Source organism: Mycolicibacterium mageritense, assembly GCF_010727475.1.
Classification (GTDB): Bacteria; Actinomycetota; Actinomycetes; order Mycobacteriales; family Mycobacteriaceae; genus Mycobacterium; species Mycobacterium mageritense.
Map to the genome: position 1 here is coordinate 4,077,582 of NZ_AP022567.1, position 16,055 is coordinate 4,093,636.

17 protein-coding genes are annotated in these 16,055 nt (G+C 67.1%); 11 read left to right on the top strand and 6 right to left on the bottom strand.

The features are described 5' to 3' along the window. Positions 1–4: 4 nt before the first annotated feature. From G6N67_RS19680 to G6N67_RS39790, 4 genes are all read left to right on the top strand, one after another. Positions 5–1,579 (top strand): long-chain-fatty-acid--CoA ligase, encoded by a 1,575-nt coding sequence (locus G6N67_RS19680; RefSeq protein ID WP_036429423.1) that lies wholly within the window; start codon positions 5–7, stop codon positions 1,577–1,579. Positions 1,580–1,666: 87 nt separating this feature from the next. Continuing rightward, the gene (locus tag G6N67_RS19685) at positions 1,667–2,629 is read left to right on the top strand and encodes an esterase family protein (RefSeq protein WP_036434549.1); all 963 of its coding nucleotides are present in this window, start codon (positions 1,667–1,669) and stop codon (positions 2,627–2,629) included. A gap of 5 nt (positions 2,630–2,634) precedes the next feature. After that, positions 2,635–3,591 carry an o-succinylbenzoate synthase gene (locus G6N67_RS19690; RefSeq protein WP_396899791.1) on the top strand — a complete coding sequence of 319 codons (957 nt, stop codon included), beginning with the start codon at positions 2,635–2,637 and terminating at the stop codon, positions 3,589–3,591. Between the two features lie 149 nt (positions 3,592–3,740). Continuing rightward, positions 3,741–3,923: a DUF7327 family protein gene (locus tag G6N67_RS39790; protein WP_438804017.1), complete on the top strand. Its 183-nt coding sequence runs from the start codon at positions 3,741–3,743 to the stop codon at positions 3,921–3,923. Positions 3,924–4,101: 178 nt separating this feature from the next. Here G6N67_RS39790 and G6N67_RS19695 read toward each other — a convergent pair whose 3' ends face one another. Next, positions 4,102–4,449 (bottom strand): type II toxin-antitoxin system HicB family antitoxin, encoded by a 348-nt coding sequence (locus G6N67_RS19695; RefSeq protein WP_036429420.1) that lies wholly within the window; start codon positions 4,447–4,449, stop codon positions 4,102–4,104. 90 nt (positions 4,450–4,539) lie between these two features. On the opposite strand from G6N67_RS19695, the gene G6N67_RS19700 reads away from it, so the two are divergent. Further along, on the top strand, positions 4,540–5,502 hold the full coding sequence (locus G6N67_RS19700) for a GlxA family transcriptional regulator (protein ID WP_179976738.1): 963 nt from the start codon (positions 4,540–4,542) through the stop codon (positions 5,500–5,502). Positions 5,503–5,512: 10 nt separating this feature from the next. Next, on the top strand, positions 5,513–6,235 hold the full coding sequence (locus G6N67_RS19705) for a DJ-1/PfpI family protein (protein ID WP_036429419.1): 723 nt from the start codon (positions 5,513–5,515) through the stop codon (positions 6,233–6,235). A 7-nt stretch (positions 6,236–6,242) separates the two neighbouring features. Here G6N67_RS19705 and G6N67_RS19710 read toward each other — a convergent pair whose 3' ends face one another. Genes G6N67_RS19710 through G6N67_RS19720 form a run of 3 tightly spaced genes read right to left on the bottom strand, consistent with a single transcriptional unit; the run spans position 6,243 to position 8,329 of the window. Further along, positions 6,243–7,247 carry an amidohydrolase family protein gene (locus G6N67_RS19710; protein ID WP_036429417.1) on the bottom strand — a complete coding sequence of 335 codons (1,005 nt, stop codon included), beginning with the start codon at positions 7,245–7,247 and terminating at the stop codon, positions 6,243–6,245. A 15-nt stretch (positions 7,248–7,262) separates the two neighbouring features. Further along, positions 7,263–8,039 carry an SDR family NAD(P)-dependent oxidoreductase gene (locus G6N67_RS19715; protein ID WP_197747923.1) on the bottom strand — a complete coding sequence of 259 codons (777 nt, stop codon included), beginning with the start codon at positions 8,037–8,039 and terminating at the stop codon, positions 7,263–7,265. Then, complete coding sequence (locus G6N67_RS19720) at positions 8,015–8,329, bottom strand: hypothetical protein (RefSeq protein WP_036429414.1); 315 nt, start codon at positions 8,327–8,329, stop codon at positions 8,015–8,017. The genes G6N67_RS19715 and G6N67_RS19720 overlap by 25 nt, the downstream gene beginning before the upstream one ends. A 70-nt stretch (positions 8,330–8,399) precedes the next feature. Here G6N67_RS19720 and G6N67_RS19725 point away from each other — a divergent pair, with 70 nt between their 5' ends. From G6N67_RS19725 to G6N67_RS19740, 4 genes are read left to right on the top strand one after another with little or no spacing between them, the layout of a single operon-like run. Beyond that, complete coding sequence (locus G6N67_RS19725; RefSeq protein ID WP_036429413.1) at positions 8,400–9,257, top strand: LysR family transcriptional regulator; 858 nt, start codon at positions 8,400–8,402, stop codon at positions 9,255–9,257. A 15-nt stretch (positions 9,258–9,272) separates the two neighbouring features. Next, the gene (locus tag G6N67_RS19730) at positions 9,273–10,049 is read left to right on the top strand and encodes an alpha/beta fold hydrolase (RefSeq protein WP_036429411.1); all 777 of its coding nucleotides are present in this window, start codon (positions 9,273–9,275) and stop codon (positions 10,047–10,049) included. A 9-nt stretch (positions 10,050–10,058) separates the two neighbouring features. Beyond that, positions 10,059–11,678, top strand: a complete 1,620-nt coding sequence (menD, locus tag G6N67_RS19735; protein WP_036429410.1) for a 2-succinyl-5-enolpyruvyl-6-hydroxy-3-cyclohexene-1-carboxylic-acid synthase — start codon at positions 10,059–10,061, stop codon at positions 11,676–11,678. Further along, on the top strand, positions 11,675–12,187 hold the full coding sequence (locus G6N67_RS19740) for a DUF3592 domain-containing protein (protein ID WP_229480184.1): 513 nt from the start codon (positions 11,675–11,677) through the stop codon (positions 12,185–12,187). Before menD ends, G6N67_RS19740 begins: the two co-directional genes overlap by 4 nt. Here G6N67_RS19740 and G6N67_RS19745 read toward each other — a convergent pair. Continuing rightward, positions 12,177–12,851: a DsbA family protein gene (locus tag G6N67_RS19745; protein ID WP_036429407.1), complete on the bottom strand. Its 675-nt coding sequence runs from the start codon at positions 12,849–12,851 to the stop codon at positions 12,177–12,179. The genes G6N67_RS19740 and G6N67_RS19745 overlap by 11 nt on opposite strands. Before the next feature lie 98 nt (positions 12,852–12,949). Here G6N67_RS19745 and G6N67_RS19750 point away from each other — a divergent pair, with 98 nt between their 5' ends. Continuing rightward, positions 12,950–14,077 (top strand): glycosyltransferase family 4 protein, encoded by a 1,128-nt coding sequence (locus tag G6N67_RS19750; RefSeq protein ID WP_036429406.1) that lies wholly within the window; start codon positions 12,950–12,952, stop codon positions 14,075–14,077. A 1-nt stretch (position 14,078) separates the two neighbouring features. On the opposite strand, the gene G6N67_RS19755 is transcribed toward G6N67_RS19750, so the two are convergent. Continuing rightward, entirely contained in the window at positions 14,079–16,028 is a 1,950-nt protein-coding gene (locus G6N67_RS19755) for an aconitate hydratase (RefSeq protein WP_036429404.1), read from the bottom strand. Positions 16,029–16,055 lie beyond the last annotated feature (27 nt).

Genomic DNA, 16,055 nt, shown 5'->3' on the forward strand with positions numbered 1-16,055 from the left:
GTTCATGTCTGATTTGCCGACACCGCAGTTTCTCGACGAGCGCGTCGCCCACTGGGCCGCGACCAAACCCGACGAAGAAGCCATCACCTACCTCGGCAGAACCTGGACCTGGTCGCAGTGGGACGACCGGATCCGGCGGCTGGCCGGCGCGCTCACGGCGTGGGGCGTCGGGCGCGGCGACGTCGTCGCGTTCCTCGACAAGAACCACCCGGCCTGTGTGGAATTGACGCTGGCGGCGGCCTCGCTCGGGGCCGCCAATGCGATCGTCAACTTCCGGCTCGCGGCCGACGAGCTCGACTATGTGCTCAACGACTGCGGCGCCAAGGTTCTCATCGTCGGCGCCGAGCTCAAACCGGCCGTCGACAAGATCCGCGACAAACTCGGTGCCGTCGAGCACGTCGTCACCGTGACGCCCGAGGGCGGCTCTGAGGCTGGAGGCGACGAGTACGAGGCGTTGCTGGCAGGTGCCACCCCGGTCGGACGGTCGCCCGATGTCCAGTCCGACGACGTCTGCATCATCATGTACTCGTCGGGCACCACGGGCCGCCCGAAGGGCGTGGCCCTGACGCAGGCCAACATGATCGCCCACACCATCAACGCGTTCGACGGCTGGGTCAGCAGCCCCGAGGACAAGAACCTGGTGGCCATGCCGCTGTTCCACGTCGGCGGTTCGTCGTATGTGCAGTACGGGTTGCACAACGGGGTGCCGAGCTACATGACGCGCGACGTGGACGGCGCGGCGCTGGCCGGAGGCATCCTGGCGGGCGCGAACCGGACCTTCCTGGTGCCCGCCGTGCTGGCGAAGGTGCTGGAGTCCGGGCCCGATGCGGTGAAGCTGTTCAGCGCGTTGAAGACCTACGCGTACGGGGCGTCGCCCATGCCGCTGCCGTTGTTGCGGCAGGCGCTGCAGGCCTGGCCGGACACCGAGTTCATCCAGGTCTACGGGTTGACCGAGGTGTGTGGCGTGGTCAGCCGGCTGATGCCCGAGGATCACCGGGCCGACAACGAGGAGCGGCTGGTCAGCGCCGGGGTGCTGGTTCCGGAGGCTGAGGTGCGGGTGGTCGATCCCGACACGCTGGAAGACGTGCCCTCCGGTCAGCAAGGCGAATTGTGGTTCCGGACACCGACATTGATGAAGGAGTACCTCAACCGGCCGGACGCGACGGCCGAGGCCATCACGGCTGACGGCTGGTTCCGCACCGGCGACATCGGCCGTGTCGACGCCGATGGATACATCTTCGTCGAGGACCGGCTCAAGGACATGATCATCTCGGGCGGCGAGAACATCTACTCGATCGAGGTGGAGCGCGTGCTGGCCGAGCATCCCGCCGTATCCGAGGTCGCGGTCATCGGCGTGCCCGACGAGAAGTGGGGTGAATCGGTGAAAGCCGTTGTCACACTTGAGGGTGACGCGACCGACAAGGATCTGATCGCGTGGGCCAAGGAACGGCTGGCCGGTTACAAATGCCCCAAGACCGTCGACATCGTCGACGACCTGCCGCGTAACCCGACAGGCAAGATCCTCAAGAAGGATCTGCGCAAGCCGTACTGGGAGGGCCGCGACCGCGCGACCGTCTGACATCCGCGCTGACGATTCCGCCACATCCGCCGCACCTGCCGGAGTATTTTCGGCACATACGTGTGCGCGACGATGTGGGGTGCGGACATGGCATACGTCGACAACTCGCAGAGGATTTCCCGCGGGACCGTGATTCTGGCAGTCCTGGCGATGGCGGCGACCGTTGGTCTGCTCGGTCCGCCACCGACTGCGAGCGCCTGGTCGAGGGCGGGGCTGCCGGTCGAGACCGTCTCTGTGCCGTCGCCGTCGATGGGCCGCGACATCAGGGTGCAGTTCCAGGGCGGCGGCCCGCACGCCGTCTACCTGCTGGACGGGCTGCGGGCCCGCGACGATTTCAACGGCTGGGACATCGAGACCCCGGCGTTCGAGTGGTTCTACCAGTCGGGCCTGTCGGTGGTCATGCCGGTCGGCGGCATGTCGAGTTTCTACACCGACTGGTATGAGCCCGCGGCCGGCAACGGCGGCGTGTGGACGTACAAGTGGGAGACGTTTCTGACCAGCGAGCTGCCGCAGTGGCTCGCCGCCAACAGGAACGTGTCCAGGTCGGGCAACGCCGTGGTCGGCCTGTCCATGTCGGGCAACTCGGCGATGATCCTGGCCGCGTACTACCCACAGCAGTTCAGCTATGCGGGGTCGTTGTCGGCGTTCCTGAACCCGTCGGCCGGCCCATGGCCGAGTCTCATCGGGCTCGCCATGGGTGACTCCGGAGGTTTCAATCCCGCGGCGATGTGGGGGCCGCCGGGTGACCCGGCGTGGGCCCGCAACGATCCGACGGTTCAGGTCGGGCGGCTGGTGGCCAACAACACCCGGCTGTGGGTGTACTGCGGTTCCGGTACGCCGGGAGAGTTGGGCGGCGGCGACCTGCCCTCGACGTTCCTGGAAAACACTGCGCTGCAGAGCAATTTCAACTTCCGCGATCAATACGTCGCCGCAGGCGGTAACAACGCGGTGTTCAACTTCCCGCCCACCGGCACCCACACCTGGAGTTACTGGGGCGCGCAGTTGCAGCAGATGAAGCCCGACATCCAGCGGGTGCTCGGCGCCGGTTAGGCATCATTGACCCTGTGCCCACGCTCGACGAACTCCTGGACCGCCTGTACGTCGTCGCGTTGCCGATGCGTGTGCGCTTCCGCGGCATCACGGTTCGCGAGGTGGCGCTGATCGACGGCCCGGCCGGCTGGGGCGAGTTCGGCGCGTTCGTCGAGTACGAGCCAGCCGAGGCGGCCGCCTGGCTGGCATCGGCCGTCGAGGCCGCATATCAGCCCGCGCCCGTCGTCAAGCGCGACCGCGTCCCGATCAACGCGACTGTGCCCGCCGTCGACGCCGCGCGGGTGCCCGAGATCCTCGCCCGGTTCCCGGGAGCGCGCACCGCCAAGGTGAAGGTCGCCGAACCCGGGCAGACCCTGGCCGACGACGTCGCGCGCGTCGAGGCTGTACGCGCCGAGGTGCCGACCGTGCGCGTCGACGCCAACGGCGGCTGGACCGTGTCGGAGGCGGTGGCCGCGGCACGTGCGCTCGGTCCGCTCGAGTACATCGAACAGCCGTGTGCCACAGTCGAAGAGCTCGCTTCTGTGCGTGAGCTGGTCGACGTACCGGTGGCCGCCGACGAGTCGATCCGCAAGGCGTCGGATCCACTGCGGGTGGTTCGGGCCGGCGCCGCGGACGTGGCGGTGCTCAAGGTGGCACCGCTGGGCGGAGTCGCGCGCATGCTCGACATCGCCGCGGCGATCGACATCCCCATCGTGGTGTCCAGCGCGCTGGACTCGGCCGTCGGCATGTCCCGCGGCCTGTTGGCCGCCGCGGCCCTGCCGTCGCTACGGCACGCCTGCGGTCTGGGCACCGGCGGGTTGTTCGTCGAAGATGTCGCCGAACCTCGCGTGCCCGTGGACGGCTGCCTACCGGTGACGCCGGTGGTTCCGGACCCGGCGCGCTTGGCTGCCTTGGCGGCCCCGGCCGACCGGCGGCAATGGTGGATCGATCGGGTGCGGGACTGTTACCCCCTGTTGGATTAGGTTCTTGCGTAGGGAATTTCGCGCAGGTGGTACGCAGGCTCAAGAAGCTTTAGCGGGGGTTTTCGCGTAGTCCGCTACGCATGTGCGCCGATTTCGGTGATCTCACACTGCTCGTATGAGCAATGTGGCTCCTCCGAAAGGCAATCATCATGTTACGACTCGTATCAGCCGCTCTCGCGGCGGGAGCAGCGATCGTTTGCGCTCCCATCGCCAGTGCCAACCCGACGCATGACGTCCTGTGCTTCACCAATCAAGCTTTCGCCCATGGTCATTCGACCGACTGCGCTGGTGCGAAGAATCCGCTCGGCGACCTGCCTGCGTTCCGGGAGTGATGAGCCGCTTCCGCGGGCTCAAGAGGTTGTAACACTTGGACCGCATGCGTCACTCTGGCACCGCGGAGGCGGGTGATATGTGCTCTGGAACTGTGGTACCGCCGGTGGTACCACGTTTCGGAAGTGGTTATGCCCTCCGGGAACCTGCCGGCCCCGGACGCCTGGCCGCCCCGGATACCTAATACAGATCACTCAGCGAAACCGACGGCCGGCCCACGAGTTTCTGAACCACCCACTGGTTCAACGACACTCGTTGTTCCGCGGCCTCGAAAACGAGCCTGGCATGCAATGCCGGCGAGACCCGGACCATGAACTTGCCGCTGTAGCGATGATCGCCGAGCGATTCCGGCGGGATGTCACCCGCCTCCCTGAGGAATGCGAGTTCTTCGGCGACCTTCTGCTCGACCGCGGCGATCGCTTCGTGCGCCGTGAGCCCGTGTGCCCAAATGTTCGGGAACTCCAGACACAACCCGAGATAGGTGTGGTCGTCGGCCGACCAGTGCGCGCGGTACGTGTACTCGGGCATGCCGCAATCATCGCGCCCCCGACCGACATGTCCTGATTTGTGGGATGCGTGTCCTAGACGCCATCGGACTGTGCCGCCAACATTGAAGGCGTGACGCGATCGGTGGTGATCCTCGGCTACTCCGGGGTGCAAGCGCTCGACCTGGCCGGACCGTTCGACGTGTTCACCGCCGCGACACTGGTCCTGGCCGGCGAGGGCCGTACCGACGACGGCTACGTCGTCACGCTCACGTCCGCCGACAGTGAGCCCGTCACGACCCTCACGGGCCTCGAATTCGTCGCTCAACCCCTGCCTGACCCGGCCGACGCGATCGACACGCTCCTCATCCCCGGCGGCATCGGCGCCGACACGGCCCGCGCCAAACCCGAGGTCATCGACTGGATCAAGACCGCGTCGGCCCGTCGCGTCGTCACCGTCTGCACGGGCGCGTTCCTCGCCGCCCAGGCCGGTCTGCTCGACGGCTGTCCGGCCACCACGCACTGGGCCTCGGCCGGCCGGCTTGCCAGCGAGTTCCCCAACATCGCGGTGGATCCCGATCCGATCTTCATCCGCAGCTCGGACCGCGTGTGGACGGCGGCCGGGGTTACGGCCGGCATCGACCTGGCACTGGCCCTTGTCGAGGACGACTACGGGACAGACATCGCCCAGACTGTCGCGCGCTGGTTGGTTCTCTATCTGCGTAGGCCCGGCGGGCAGACGCAATTCGCCGCACCGGTATGGATGCCGCGCGCCAAACGCGCGCCGATCCGCGAAGTGCAGGAGCTGATCGAGGCCGAACCCGGCGGATTGCACCGCATTTCAGAGCTGGCCCAGCGGGCCGCCATGAGCCCACGGCATTTCACCCGGGTGTTCACCGACGAGGTGGGTGAGGCGCCGGGAGCCTACGTCGAGCGGATCCGCACCGACGCCGCGCGGCGTCAGCTCGAAGAGACCGACGACACCATTACCGTGATCGCGACTCGCTGCGGATTCGGCACAGCCGAAACCATGCGGCGCAATTTTGTTCGACGCCTTGGCATTTCACCCGACCAGTACCGGAAAACCTTCGCCTAGAGGAGACATCATGCAGATCGCAATCGTGCTCTACCCGGGATTCACGGCCCTCGACTTCATCGGGCCGTACGAGATCTTGCACTACCTGCCCGACGCCGAGGTCCGGTTCGTCTGGCATGAGCCCGGTCCGATAACCGCGGATTCCGGCGTGCTGGTGATCGGCGCAACCCACTCATTCGACGAAACCCCGTCGCCCGACGTCATTCTCGTGCCCGGTGGGCCGACCACCATCGAGCATGCCCGCGACGAGAACGTGCTGGCCTGGCTGCGCCGCGCCCACCAGACGGCGAGCTGGACGACCTCGGTGTGCTCGGGCTCGGTGTTGCTGGCCGCAGCGGGCATCCTCGACGGGCGCCGCGCCACCTCCCACTGGATGGCGCTGCCGGTGCTCAAGACGTTCGGCGTGACGCCTGTCTCAGAGCAGCGCATCGTCGATGCGGGGGATCAGGTCGTGACCGCGGCGGGGGTGTCCGCAGGCATCGACCTGGGGTTGTGGTTGGCGGGGCAGATCGCCGGTGAGGCGAAGGCCAAGGCCATCCAGCTCGGCATCGAATACGACCCGCAACCCCCGTTCGATTCCGGGCACATGTCGAAGGCATCGGCCGCGACCAAGGCCACCGCCACGGCGCTGCTGTCCAAGGATCTGGTGAAGCCGGCCGCGATCAAGGCAACCACGCTGTTGTTGTGGGACCAGGCGATCGGCAAGGTGCGTCGCCGTCGCGCGGCCTCTTGACGGCCGCTCAAGCAGGTAGGCCGAAGACCCGCTGCGCAGTGCGGTGGCTGATGCTGTCGCGCTGGCGTTCTGTGAGGGGAGCGGTCCGGAGAAACGCTACGGCATCGGCGGTCTCTTCGTAGGGTGCGTCGATCGCGAACATGATGTTGTCGTCGCCGACCGCGTGCAGGGCGAGATCGAGGACGTGGGTGTCATCGATGCCGCTCGTGGTGATGACGAAGTTTCTGCGGAAGTACTCGCTCGGTGCGAGCTCGAGTTCGGGGGCTTCGCCGGCCGCACCGGCGATCTTGCGGGTGTATGCATGGCGGTTGTCGATACGCCTGAGCCAGTAGGGGATTCCTTCACCGAGGTGTCCGAGCACAACGGTGAGGCCCGGGTATCGGTCGAACACGCCGCTGAGAATGAGTCGCATCGCGTGCAGGCCGGCTTCGGCCTGGTAGCCCCATACCGCTGCCTGCATCCCGTAGTCGTCGTAGGGGCCGGTGACGCTGAACATCCGCGGGTGCAGGTAAATCGGGGCGTTGTGCTGTGTGGCGGCGTCGAGTAATGGAGTGAATCGCGGCTCGTCGAGATAGTGCCCGCCGGTGTGCGAATTGATCATGATGCCGTTGAGTCTCAGTGGGCCCATGATGCGTTCGATCTCGTCCGCGGCGGCCGTAGGATCCTGCGGTGCAACGGTTCCCAGAGCGCCGAACCGCTCGGGATGATCGCGCACGATTTCGGCGAGGCTGTCGTTGGCGGTTTGTGCGAGCGAAACCGCTTGGGCTGCCGGATAGGGTTGCACACCGGGCGGGTTGATGCTCAGTATCGCCATGTCCTGGCCGACGGCGTCCATCGTCGCGATGCGTGCGTCGATGTCGGTGAGCGCAGCCCGGACGGGACCGGTCTCGACCGTGCGCATGAGGCCTACCTCGGTACGGTCGGCAGCCGTCACGTCGAGGCGGTGCGCGATCTGCAGGTACTCCTCGGTGGCGACATGTTCTTCGACCGCGATGATGCGTTGGTGATTCATGGAATTCCTTGTGGTTCAGGCTCGGCGGCCGCCGTCGACGGACATGGCGATGCCGGTGACGTATGAGGAGTGATCGGAGCAGAGCCAGATCACGGCTTCGGCGATCTCGTCGGGGGTGGCGAACCTGCCCAGCGGCGTGGCGGCCTCCTGGAGGGCGATCGTCTCCGCGCCGGGGTCGACCCGATCGAACATCTCTGTTCGGGTGATGCCAGGCGCAACGGCGTTGACCCGGATCCCGGCCGACGCGTAATCGACGGCGGCGACCTTGGTCAGCCCGACCACTCCGTGCTTGCTCGCCACATAGGAGGGTGCCTGGGGGATCGCATACAGGCCGCCGTTGGACGCAACATTGACGATCGCGCCGCCACCCGCCCGCAGCAGTTCGGGGATCTCGTACTTCATCGACAGGAATGTCCCCGTGAGGTTGATTCGTATGATCCGGTCCCACGCTGTCAGCTGCATTGCGGTGAGATCCTGTCCCGTCGAGGTGATTGCGGCATTGTTGACGGCGAAGTTCAGCCCCCCGAAGGTTTCGACGGTCTGCCGGATGGCCGAACGTACGGAGTCCTCGTCGGCGATGTCGGTCGTGACGGCCACCGCGGTTCCGCCGGCACTGGCGATCGTCGACCTCGTCGCCTCGGCTCCGTCCGCGTCGATGTCCAGCACCGCGACCGCCGCCCCGCGCCGAGCGAGGCCGGTGGCGATCGCACGTCCGATACCGCTGCCCGCACCGGTTACCAAACCGGCCTTGCCGGTGAACTCGCCCATCACAGCGGCTCGTGATTCGCCCATGCGACCCGGTATGGGTTCCGCGCCTGCCAGTGATGGATCACCGCGGCTGCGCCCGGCGCGGCGAAGAGCCTTTCCAGGGCGTCGAGATCGGCGACGTCGAACTGCAGGATCGCGGTTGCGACGAGGGCTGGAATCTCGCCTTCGCCCGAAACGGGGATGTGGCGTCGCGCGGAGAACCCCTCGACGGTCCCGGTGCCTCGCATCGATTTCTCGATATCTGCAAGGAACTGATCGAGTTCGGTGTCGGCTATTGGTTCGTCGAACGATATGAGCATCGTGTGCCTGATCATGACTCCAGATAACCGCCGCAAGCGGGCGCTGGTCCAATACCTGTTGGCCAAATATCAATAACCTGTAGGCATGAATGATCTGGAGACGCGGGAGCTGCGGTATTTCATAGCCGTCGCGGAGGATCTGCATTTTGGCCGCGCCGCCACCAGGCTGGCCATCGCCCAGCCGGCGCTTTCGAAGGCGATCAAGCGGCTCGAGACCAGGCTCGGGGTTGCGTTGTTCATCCGGTCCAGCCGCAGCGTCGCACTCACCCATGCCGGCGAGGTGTTGCTCGAACACGGCAGGTCTGCACTCAACGCGCTGTCGGTAGCCGTAGAACGCGCCAAGCGGGTCGGCACCGACGAACACCTTCGGCTGGTGCTGAAACCGGGCGGTGACGCCAACTTGCTGTCGGCGATTCTCGCCGCATATTCCCGCCATCCCGACGCTCGACGGGTCGACATCCTGTTCAGCGGCGCAACAGATCGAATCGACTACTTGCACGACGGGCGGGCGGACGTGGCCCTGCTATATGTGCCTTTCGACGACACCACGGGACTGGCCTACAAGACGCTCCTCGTCGAAGACAGGGTCGCCGTGCTCCCGGCCGATCACCGTTTGGCCGGACGCGCCTGTGTGCGTTGGGCAGACCTGGACGGCGAGACGTTCCCGCGGTGGCCAGGGATCGCGGGCAGCGGGACCGGGCCGGACGTGACGGACGTGGCGCAGTTGTTTCCCCTGGTGGCCATCGGCAGGTTGATCGCCGTGCTACCTCGGTCACTCGTCAGCCCTATGGCACCGGGCGTGGTGCTCGTCCCCGTGGAAGACGCCGAGGCGAGCCGAATCGTCATCGCGCGATCTGACCGCGACCAGCGCAGCACCGTCGCCACGTTCATCGCCGCCGCGGCCAGCGTCGCGCAGCGACCGGACCCGTCTCGAGCTTCCTGAAGTAGGGTCAGCCAGGTGAATCTGGCTTTCGACGACCGAGGCAAGGGCGACCCGGTGCTGTTCATCGCAGGCCGTGGCGGCGCAGGCCGGACCTGGCACCTGCACCAGGTACCGGAGTTCCAGCGGGCCGGCTACCGGGTCATCACGTTCGACAACCGCGGCATCGGCGCGACCGAGAACGCCGAGGATTTCGACACCGCGCAGATGGTGGCCGACACCGCCGAGCTCATCGAGAAACTCGGCGCCGCGCCGGCCCGGCTCGTGGGGGTGTCGATGGGTTCGTTCATCGCACAGGAGTTGATGGTGGCGCGGCCCGACCTGGTGCACTCCGCGGTGCTGATGGCCACCCGGGGCCGCCACGACCGGGCCCGCGATTTCTTCCGCGACGCCGAGCGTGATCTGGCGCTCTCCGGGATCCAGTTGCCGGCGTCGTTCGACGCGAAAGTGCGGATGCTGGAGAGCTTTTCGCCCAAAACCCTCGACGACGACCAGGTGGTCCGGGACTGGAGCGAGATGTTCATGATGTGGCCGACCAAGCAGACCCCGGGCCTGCGTCGGCAGCTCGACATCGGCCCGGACGGCAACCGGTTGCCCGCCTACCGGTCGATCACCGCGCCCGTGCTGGTCATGGGGTTCGCCGACGACGTGGTGCTTCCGTCACATCTGGGCCGCGAGGTGGCCGACGCCATCCCCAACGCGCGCTTCCTGGAGATCCCGGACACCGGCCACCTGGGCTTCATCGAAAAACCGCAGGAAGTCAACGCTGCGATCCTCAAGTTCTTCGCCGAATAAGGTGGAGGGGTGAACCCATCGACGGCACAGGCCCGCGTCGTCGTCGACGAACTGATTCGCGGCGGTGTCCGTGACGTCGTGCTGTGCCCGGGCTCGCGGAACGCCCCGCTGGCGTTCGCGCTCGCCGACGCCGACCGCACGGGCCGCATCCGACTGCACGTCCGCATCGACGAACGCACGGCCGGCTACCTGGCCATCGGTCTCGCGGTCGCCGAACGGGCGCCGGTCTGCGTCGCGATGACCTCGGGCACCGCGGTGGCCAACCTGGGGCCCGCGGTCGTGGAGGCCAACTACGCGCGCGTACCGCTGATCGTGCTGAGCGCCAACCGGCCCTACGAACTGCTCGGCACCGGAGCCAACCAGACCTTCGAGCAGCTCGGCTACTTCGGCACGCAGGTGCGGGCCAATATCAGCCTGGGCCTCGCCGAAGATCGTCCAGAGAATCTGGACACCCTCAACGCCCAGTGGCGTTCGGCGACGTGCCGCGTACTGGTCGCCGCGACCGGCTCGCGCAGCGCCAACGCCGGGCCCGTGCAATTCGACATCCCGTTGCGTGAGCCCCTGGTGCCCGACACGGAGGACAAGTCCTTCCCGCCCGGCCGTCCTGACGGCAAGCCGTGGACCTACACGCCGCCGGTCACGTTCGACCAGCCGCTGGACATCGACCTCACGCCGGACACCGTCGTCATCGCCGGGCACGGCGCAGGCGAACATCCCAACCTGGCCGAGCTCCCGACGGTCGCCGAGCCCACCGCGCCTGCGGTCGCCAACCCGTTGCACCCGCTGGCGCTGCGGCTGGTGCACCCGCAGCAGGTCATCATGCTGGGCCGGCCGACCCTGCACCGGCCGGTGTCGGCGTTGCTGGCCGATCCGTCGGTGCCCGTCTACGCGCTCACCACCGGCCCGCGTTGGCCCGACGTGTCCGGCAATTCACAGGCCAACGGCACCCGGGCGGTGACCACGGGCACGCCGAGTGCAGCGTGGCTGCACCGCTGCGCCGAGGTCAACCAGCACGCGATCGCGGCGGTGCGCGGTCAGCTCGCGGCGCATCCGCTGACCACGGGTCTGCACGTGGCCGCCGCGGTTGCCGACGCTTTGCGTCCCGGGGACCAGCTGGTGCTCGGCGCGTCCAACCCCGTGCGCGACGCGGCGCTGGTCGGGCTGAACCCGCGCGGCATCAAGGTCCGGTCGAATCGCGGCGTGGCCGGTATCGATGGCACGGTGTCCACGGCCATCGGCGCGGCACTCGCACATCAGGGCCGCACCGTCGCGTTGATCGGAGACCTGACATTCGTGCACGACAGCTCGGGCCTGCTGATCGGGCCGACCGAGCCGACGCCGCGCAATCTGACCATCGTGGTGTCCAACGACAACGGCGGCGGCATCTTCGAGCTGCTCGAACAGGGTGATCCCCGGTTCTCCGACGTGTCGTCGCGCATCTTCGGCACCCCGCACGATGTGGACGTCGGCGCACTGTGCCGGGCCTATCACGTCGAGAGCCGGCAGATCGAGGTCGACGCGCTCGGCGCAGCACTGGACGAGCCGTTCGACGGCATGCGGGTGCTGGAGGTGAAGGCCGACCGGTCGTCGCTGCGTGCCCTGCACGCATCGATCAAGGCCGCCCTGTGAGACGGATCCCGGCGGCGGTGACGGGACGGCTGAAAGCCGTCGCGCAGGCACTCATCCCGCATCTCTACGGCGAGCCCGGCGAGACCAAGTCGCAGCGCATCATCCGCCGGGTGCGGATCGGCGTGGTGATCGTCGCCTGCCTGGTGACGCTGCAGTCGGTGCTGCTGGTGCTCGGCGCGTGGCGCAACGACCAGCAGATCGAGCGCAACATGGGTGTCGCGGCGGCCGAGGTGCTCAGTGCGGGTCCGCGACGCTCGACCATCGAGTTCGTCACGCCCGACCGCGTGACCTACCGGCCCGAGCTGGGTGTGCTCTACCCGTCCGAACTCGACACCGGCATGCGGATCTACGTCGAGTACGACAAGAACGATCCGGACCTGGTGCGGGTCCGGGACCGTGACGCGTCCCTGGCGATCATCCCGGCCGGGTCGATCGCGGTGGTCGGATGGCTGGTCGCGGGTGCCGCCCTGGCCGGGCTGGCAGTACTGCAGAAACGGCTCAACCGTTGAACCGCTTCATCAGATCCGACAACCAGTTGTCGTCGATCTCGACCAGCTCGTCGTCGATCAGGTTGTAGACGGTCGGGGTCGACACCTGGCCCGCGAAACCACTGAGCAGGTCGGTGTTCTGGTCGGCCATCTGTTCGACGTCGACGCCCTCGCTGCCCGCGGCGATCTTGTCGACCTGATCGGCGCCCACGCCGCTGTCTTTCGCCATGTCGGCCATCTCGTCGTCGGTCGGACCGGCGGATCCTTCGGGCTCCTGATGGCTCCACAGATCCTCGACGAATGCCTGGAATTCCTCGCCGGTCGTCCCGTCGCCCGCGGCCAGGAACATGGCGTTGCTGACCCGCGCGGAGTAGTCGGTGCCCTGGTCGAGGAACGTCATGGGCCGATAGGTCACGGCCAGTTCGCCCTGGCCGACGTAGTCGGCGATCTCGGCACCGAAATCGTGCTGCAGACGGGCGCACGCCGGGCATTGGGGTTCGGTGAAAATCTCGATGCGGACCGGTGCGTCGGAGTACCCGATCAGGATGCCGCTGCCGTCATCGGTGATCACCGACGGCGGCGGCGCGTTGTTGGCCATCGGGGTGCCCTCGATGGCCCGGGTGCAACCGGCAGTGGTCAGTGCCACGACAGCCACGACTGCCGCCAGCGCGCCCGATAACCGCATGTCAGCAACCGTACCCAATACTCGCGCTGTGTCAGGTTTTTGCGTGTCGTATCCCCGCCGGACACCTCGGCGACAGTTCCCGCTGGGAGCATCTTGATGTGCGCGTTGCAATCGTTGCAGAGTCGTTCCTCCCGAATGTCAACGGCGTCACCAACTCGGTGCTTCGGGTGATCGAGCATCTCCGCCGGACGGGCCACGAGGTTCTCGTCATCGCACCGGACACCCCGCGTGGTCAGACGCCCGCCGAACGTGTACACGACGGTGTGCGGGTCCACCGGGTGCCGTCCCACATGTTCCCGAAGGTGACCTCGCTGCCGCTGGGTGTGCCGCGGCCCCGGATGGTGAGCGTGCTGCGCGGTTTCGATCCCGACGTCGTTCATCTCGCGTCACCCGCGCTCCTCGGCTGGGGCGGCGTGCATGCTGCCCGGTACCTGGGCGTGCCCACCGTCGCGGTGTTCCAGACCGATGTCGCGGGTTTCGCCGAGAGCTACGGTGTGGGCCTGCTGTCGCGAGCGTCGTGGGCGTGGACCCGGCGCCTGCACAGCAAGGCTGACCGCACCTTGGCCCCGTCCACGTCGGCCATGGAGAACCTGGAAGCCCACCGCATTCCCCGGGTGTTCAAGTGGGCACGCGGGGTCGACATCACCGGGTTCGCGCCGTCGGCGCGGGATCCGCACCTGCGTGCCACCTGGTCGCCGGAGGGCAAGCCTGTGGTCGGGTTCGTCGGCCGCCTGGCACCCGAGAAGCACGTCGAACGGCTCGCTGCTATCGCAGGCCGCGATGACCTGCAACTGGTGGTGGTCGGTGACGGCATCGACCGGGCGAAGCTCGAAACAGCGCTTCCGTCAGCGATTTTCACGGGTGAGCTGCACGGCGCAGCGCTGGCCGCGGCCTACGCCAGCATGGACGTGTTCGTGCACCCCGGCGAGCACGAGACGTTCTGCCAGGCAGTGCAGGAGGCCATGGCGTCGGGATTGCCCGTGATCGCGCCCGATGCCGGCGGGCCACGTGACCTGGTCACGCCGTACCGCACCGGCCTGCTGCTCGCGGTCGACGAATTCGAAGCCGCGTTGCCTGCGGCGGTCGAGCATCTGATCGCCGAACGGGCCCGCTACTCGGTCGCCGCGCGCCGCAGCGTGCTGGGCCGCACCTGGCCCGCGATCTGTGACGAGCTCATCGGTCACTACGAAGCAGTGCAAGGACAGCGGCGGTTGCGCGCGGCCTGAGCTACTGCTGCGCGGCTAGCCAAGGGATCAACCCACCGGCCAGCACATGCTGGATCTGCCGCTCGGAAAGCCGGTGCCGCACCGTGAAAGTCGTGCCCTGTGTGGTGTTGGCGACGGTGATCGGATCGCCGTCGGCCAGCGCCTGACGCAGGTTGGTGAAGACGAGCACGTCATCTTGGGCCACGCCGTCATAGTCGGCGGAGTCGTCGAATTCCAGTGCCAGCACCCCGAAGTTGGCGAGGTTCTGCCAATGGATGCGGGCGAACGACTTGGCGATCACCACCTGCAACCCCAGATAGCGGGGCGCGATCGCGGCGTGTTCGCGAGATGAACCCTGGCCGTAGTTCTCCCCGCCGACGATGATGTGCCCGGACTGGGCGGATTTCGCGCGCTCCGGGTAGGTCTCGTCGACCTGCGTGAAGCTGAACATCGCGAGCTTGGGGATGTTGGAGCGGAACGGCAGGGCGCGGGCGCCCGCGGGTGAGATCTCGTCGGTCGAGATGTTGTCGCCGACTTTGAGCAGCACCGGTGCCTCGATGTCGTCGGGCAACGGGGTCAGCTCGGGCAGGCTGGAGATGTTGGGGCCCTTGACCACTTCGACGGTGCGGGCCTGTTCGGGTTCGAGCGGAGCCACCAGCATCGCGGTGTTGACACTGTGGTGTGCGGGCAGATTCAGCTCCGGATACTCGATCCCGTTGTCGGCGGCCCACTGCCGGGGATCGGTGATGACCCCCGTGATCGCCGATGCCGCAGCGGTTTCCGGCGAGCACAGCCACACCGAGTCCTCCTTGGTGCCCGAGCGGCCCGGAAAGTTGCGCGGCATGGTCCGCAGTGAATTGCGGCCGGTCGCCGGGGCCTGTCCCATGCCGATGCAGCCCATGCAGCCGGCCTGATGGATGCGCGCGCCGTTGATGACGAGTTCGGTCGTCGCGCCCATTTGGGTCAGGTCGGTGAGGATCTCGCGCGAGGTGGGGTTGACGTCGAAGCTCACGTCGGGCGAGGTCTGACGGCCGTGCACCATGGCCGCCGCGATCGCGAAGTCCCGCAACCCGGGATTGGCGCTCGACCCGATCACCACCTGGGCGACGGGCTCACCGGCGACCTCGCGCACCGGGACGACGTTGCCAGGCGACGACGGCTTGGCGATCAGCGGTTCGAGTTGTGACAGATCGATGACCTCGTCGATGTCGTATTCGGCGCCGTCGTCGGCAATGAGTTCGATCCAGTCGTCGCCGCGGTCCTCGGCGACCAGGAAATCGCGCACCGCGTCGTCGCTCGGGAACACCGTCGTGGTGGCGCCGAGTTCCGCGCCCATGTTGGCGATGACGTGACGGTCCATCGCCGAGAGGCCCGCCAGACCGGGGCCGTAATACTCCATGATCCGATTGACGCCGCCCTTGACGTCGTGGCGCCGCAACATCTCCAGAATGATGTCCTTTGCCGAACACCATTGCGGCAGTTCGCCTTCCAATCGGATGCCCCACACTGCGGGGGCCCGTAGGTGCAACGGTTCTCCGGCGATGGCCAGTGCCACCTCCAAGCCGCCGACGCCGATCGCGAGCATGCCGAGCGATCCGGCGGCCGGGGTATGGGAATCCGAACCCACCATCGTCTTGCCCGGCACTCCGAAGCGCTGCATGTGCGTCGGATGCGAAACCCCGTTGCCCGGTTTCGAGAACCACAAACCGAAATGCTCTGCGGCGGTCCGCAGGTACTCGTGATCTTCGGCGTTCTTCTCGTCGGTCTGCAGCAGGTTGTGGTCGACGTACTGGACGCTCACCTCGGTGCGGGCGCGGTCAAGCCCAAGCGCCTCCAGTTCCTGCATGACCAAGGTGCCTGTCGCGTCCTGCGTCAGGGTCTGATCGATCCGGATCGCCATCTCGTCTCCGGGTGCCATGGTCCCGGAGACGAGATGCGAACCGATCAACTTCTGCGTGACGCTCTGCGGCATCTACCCAGCGTTCCCCGGCAGGTGCCT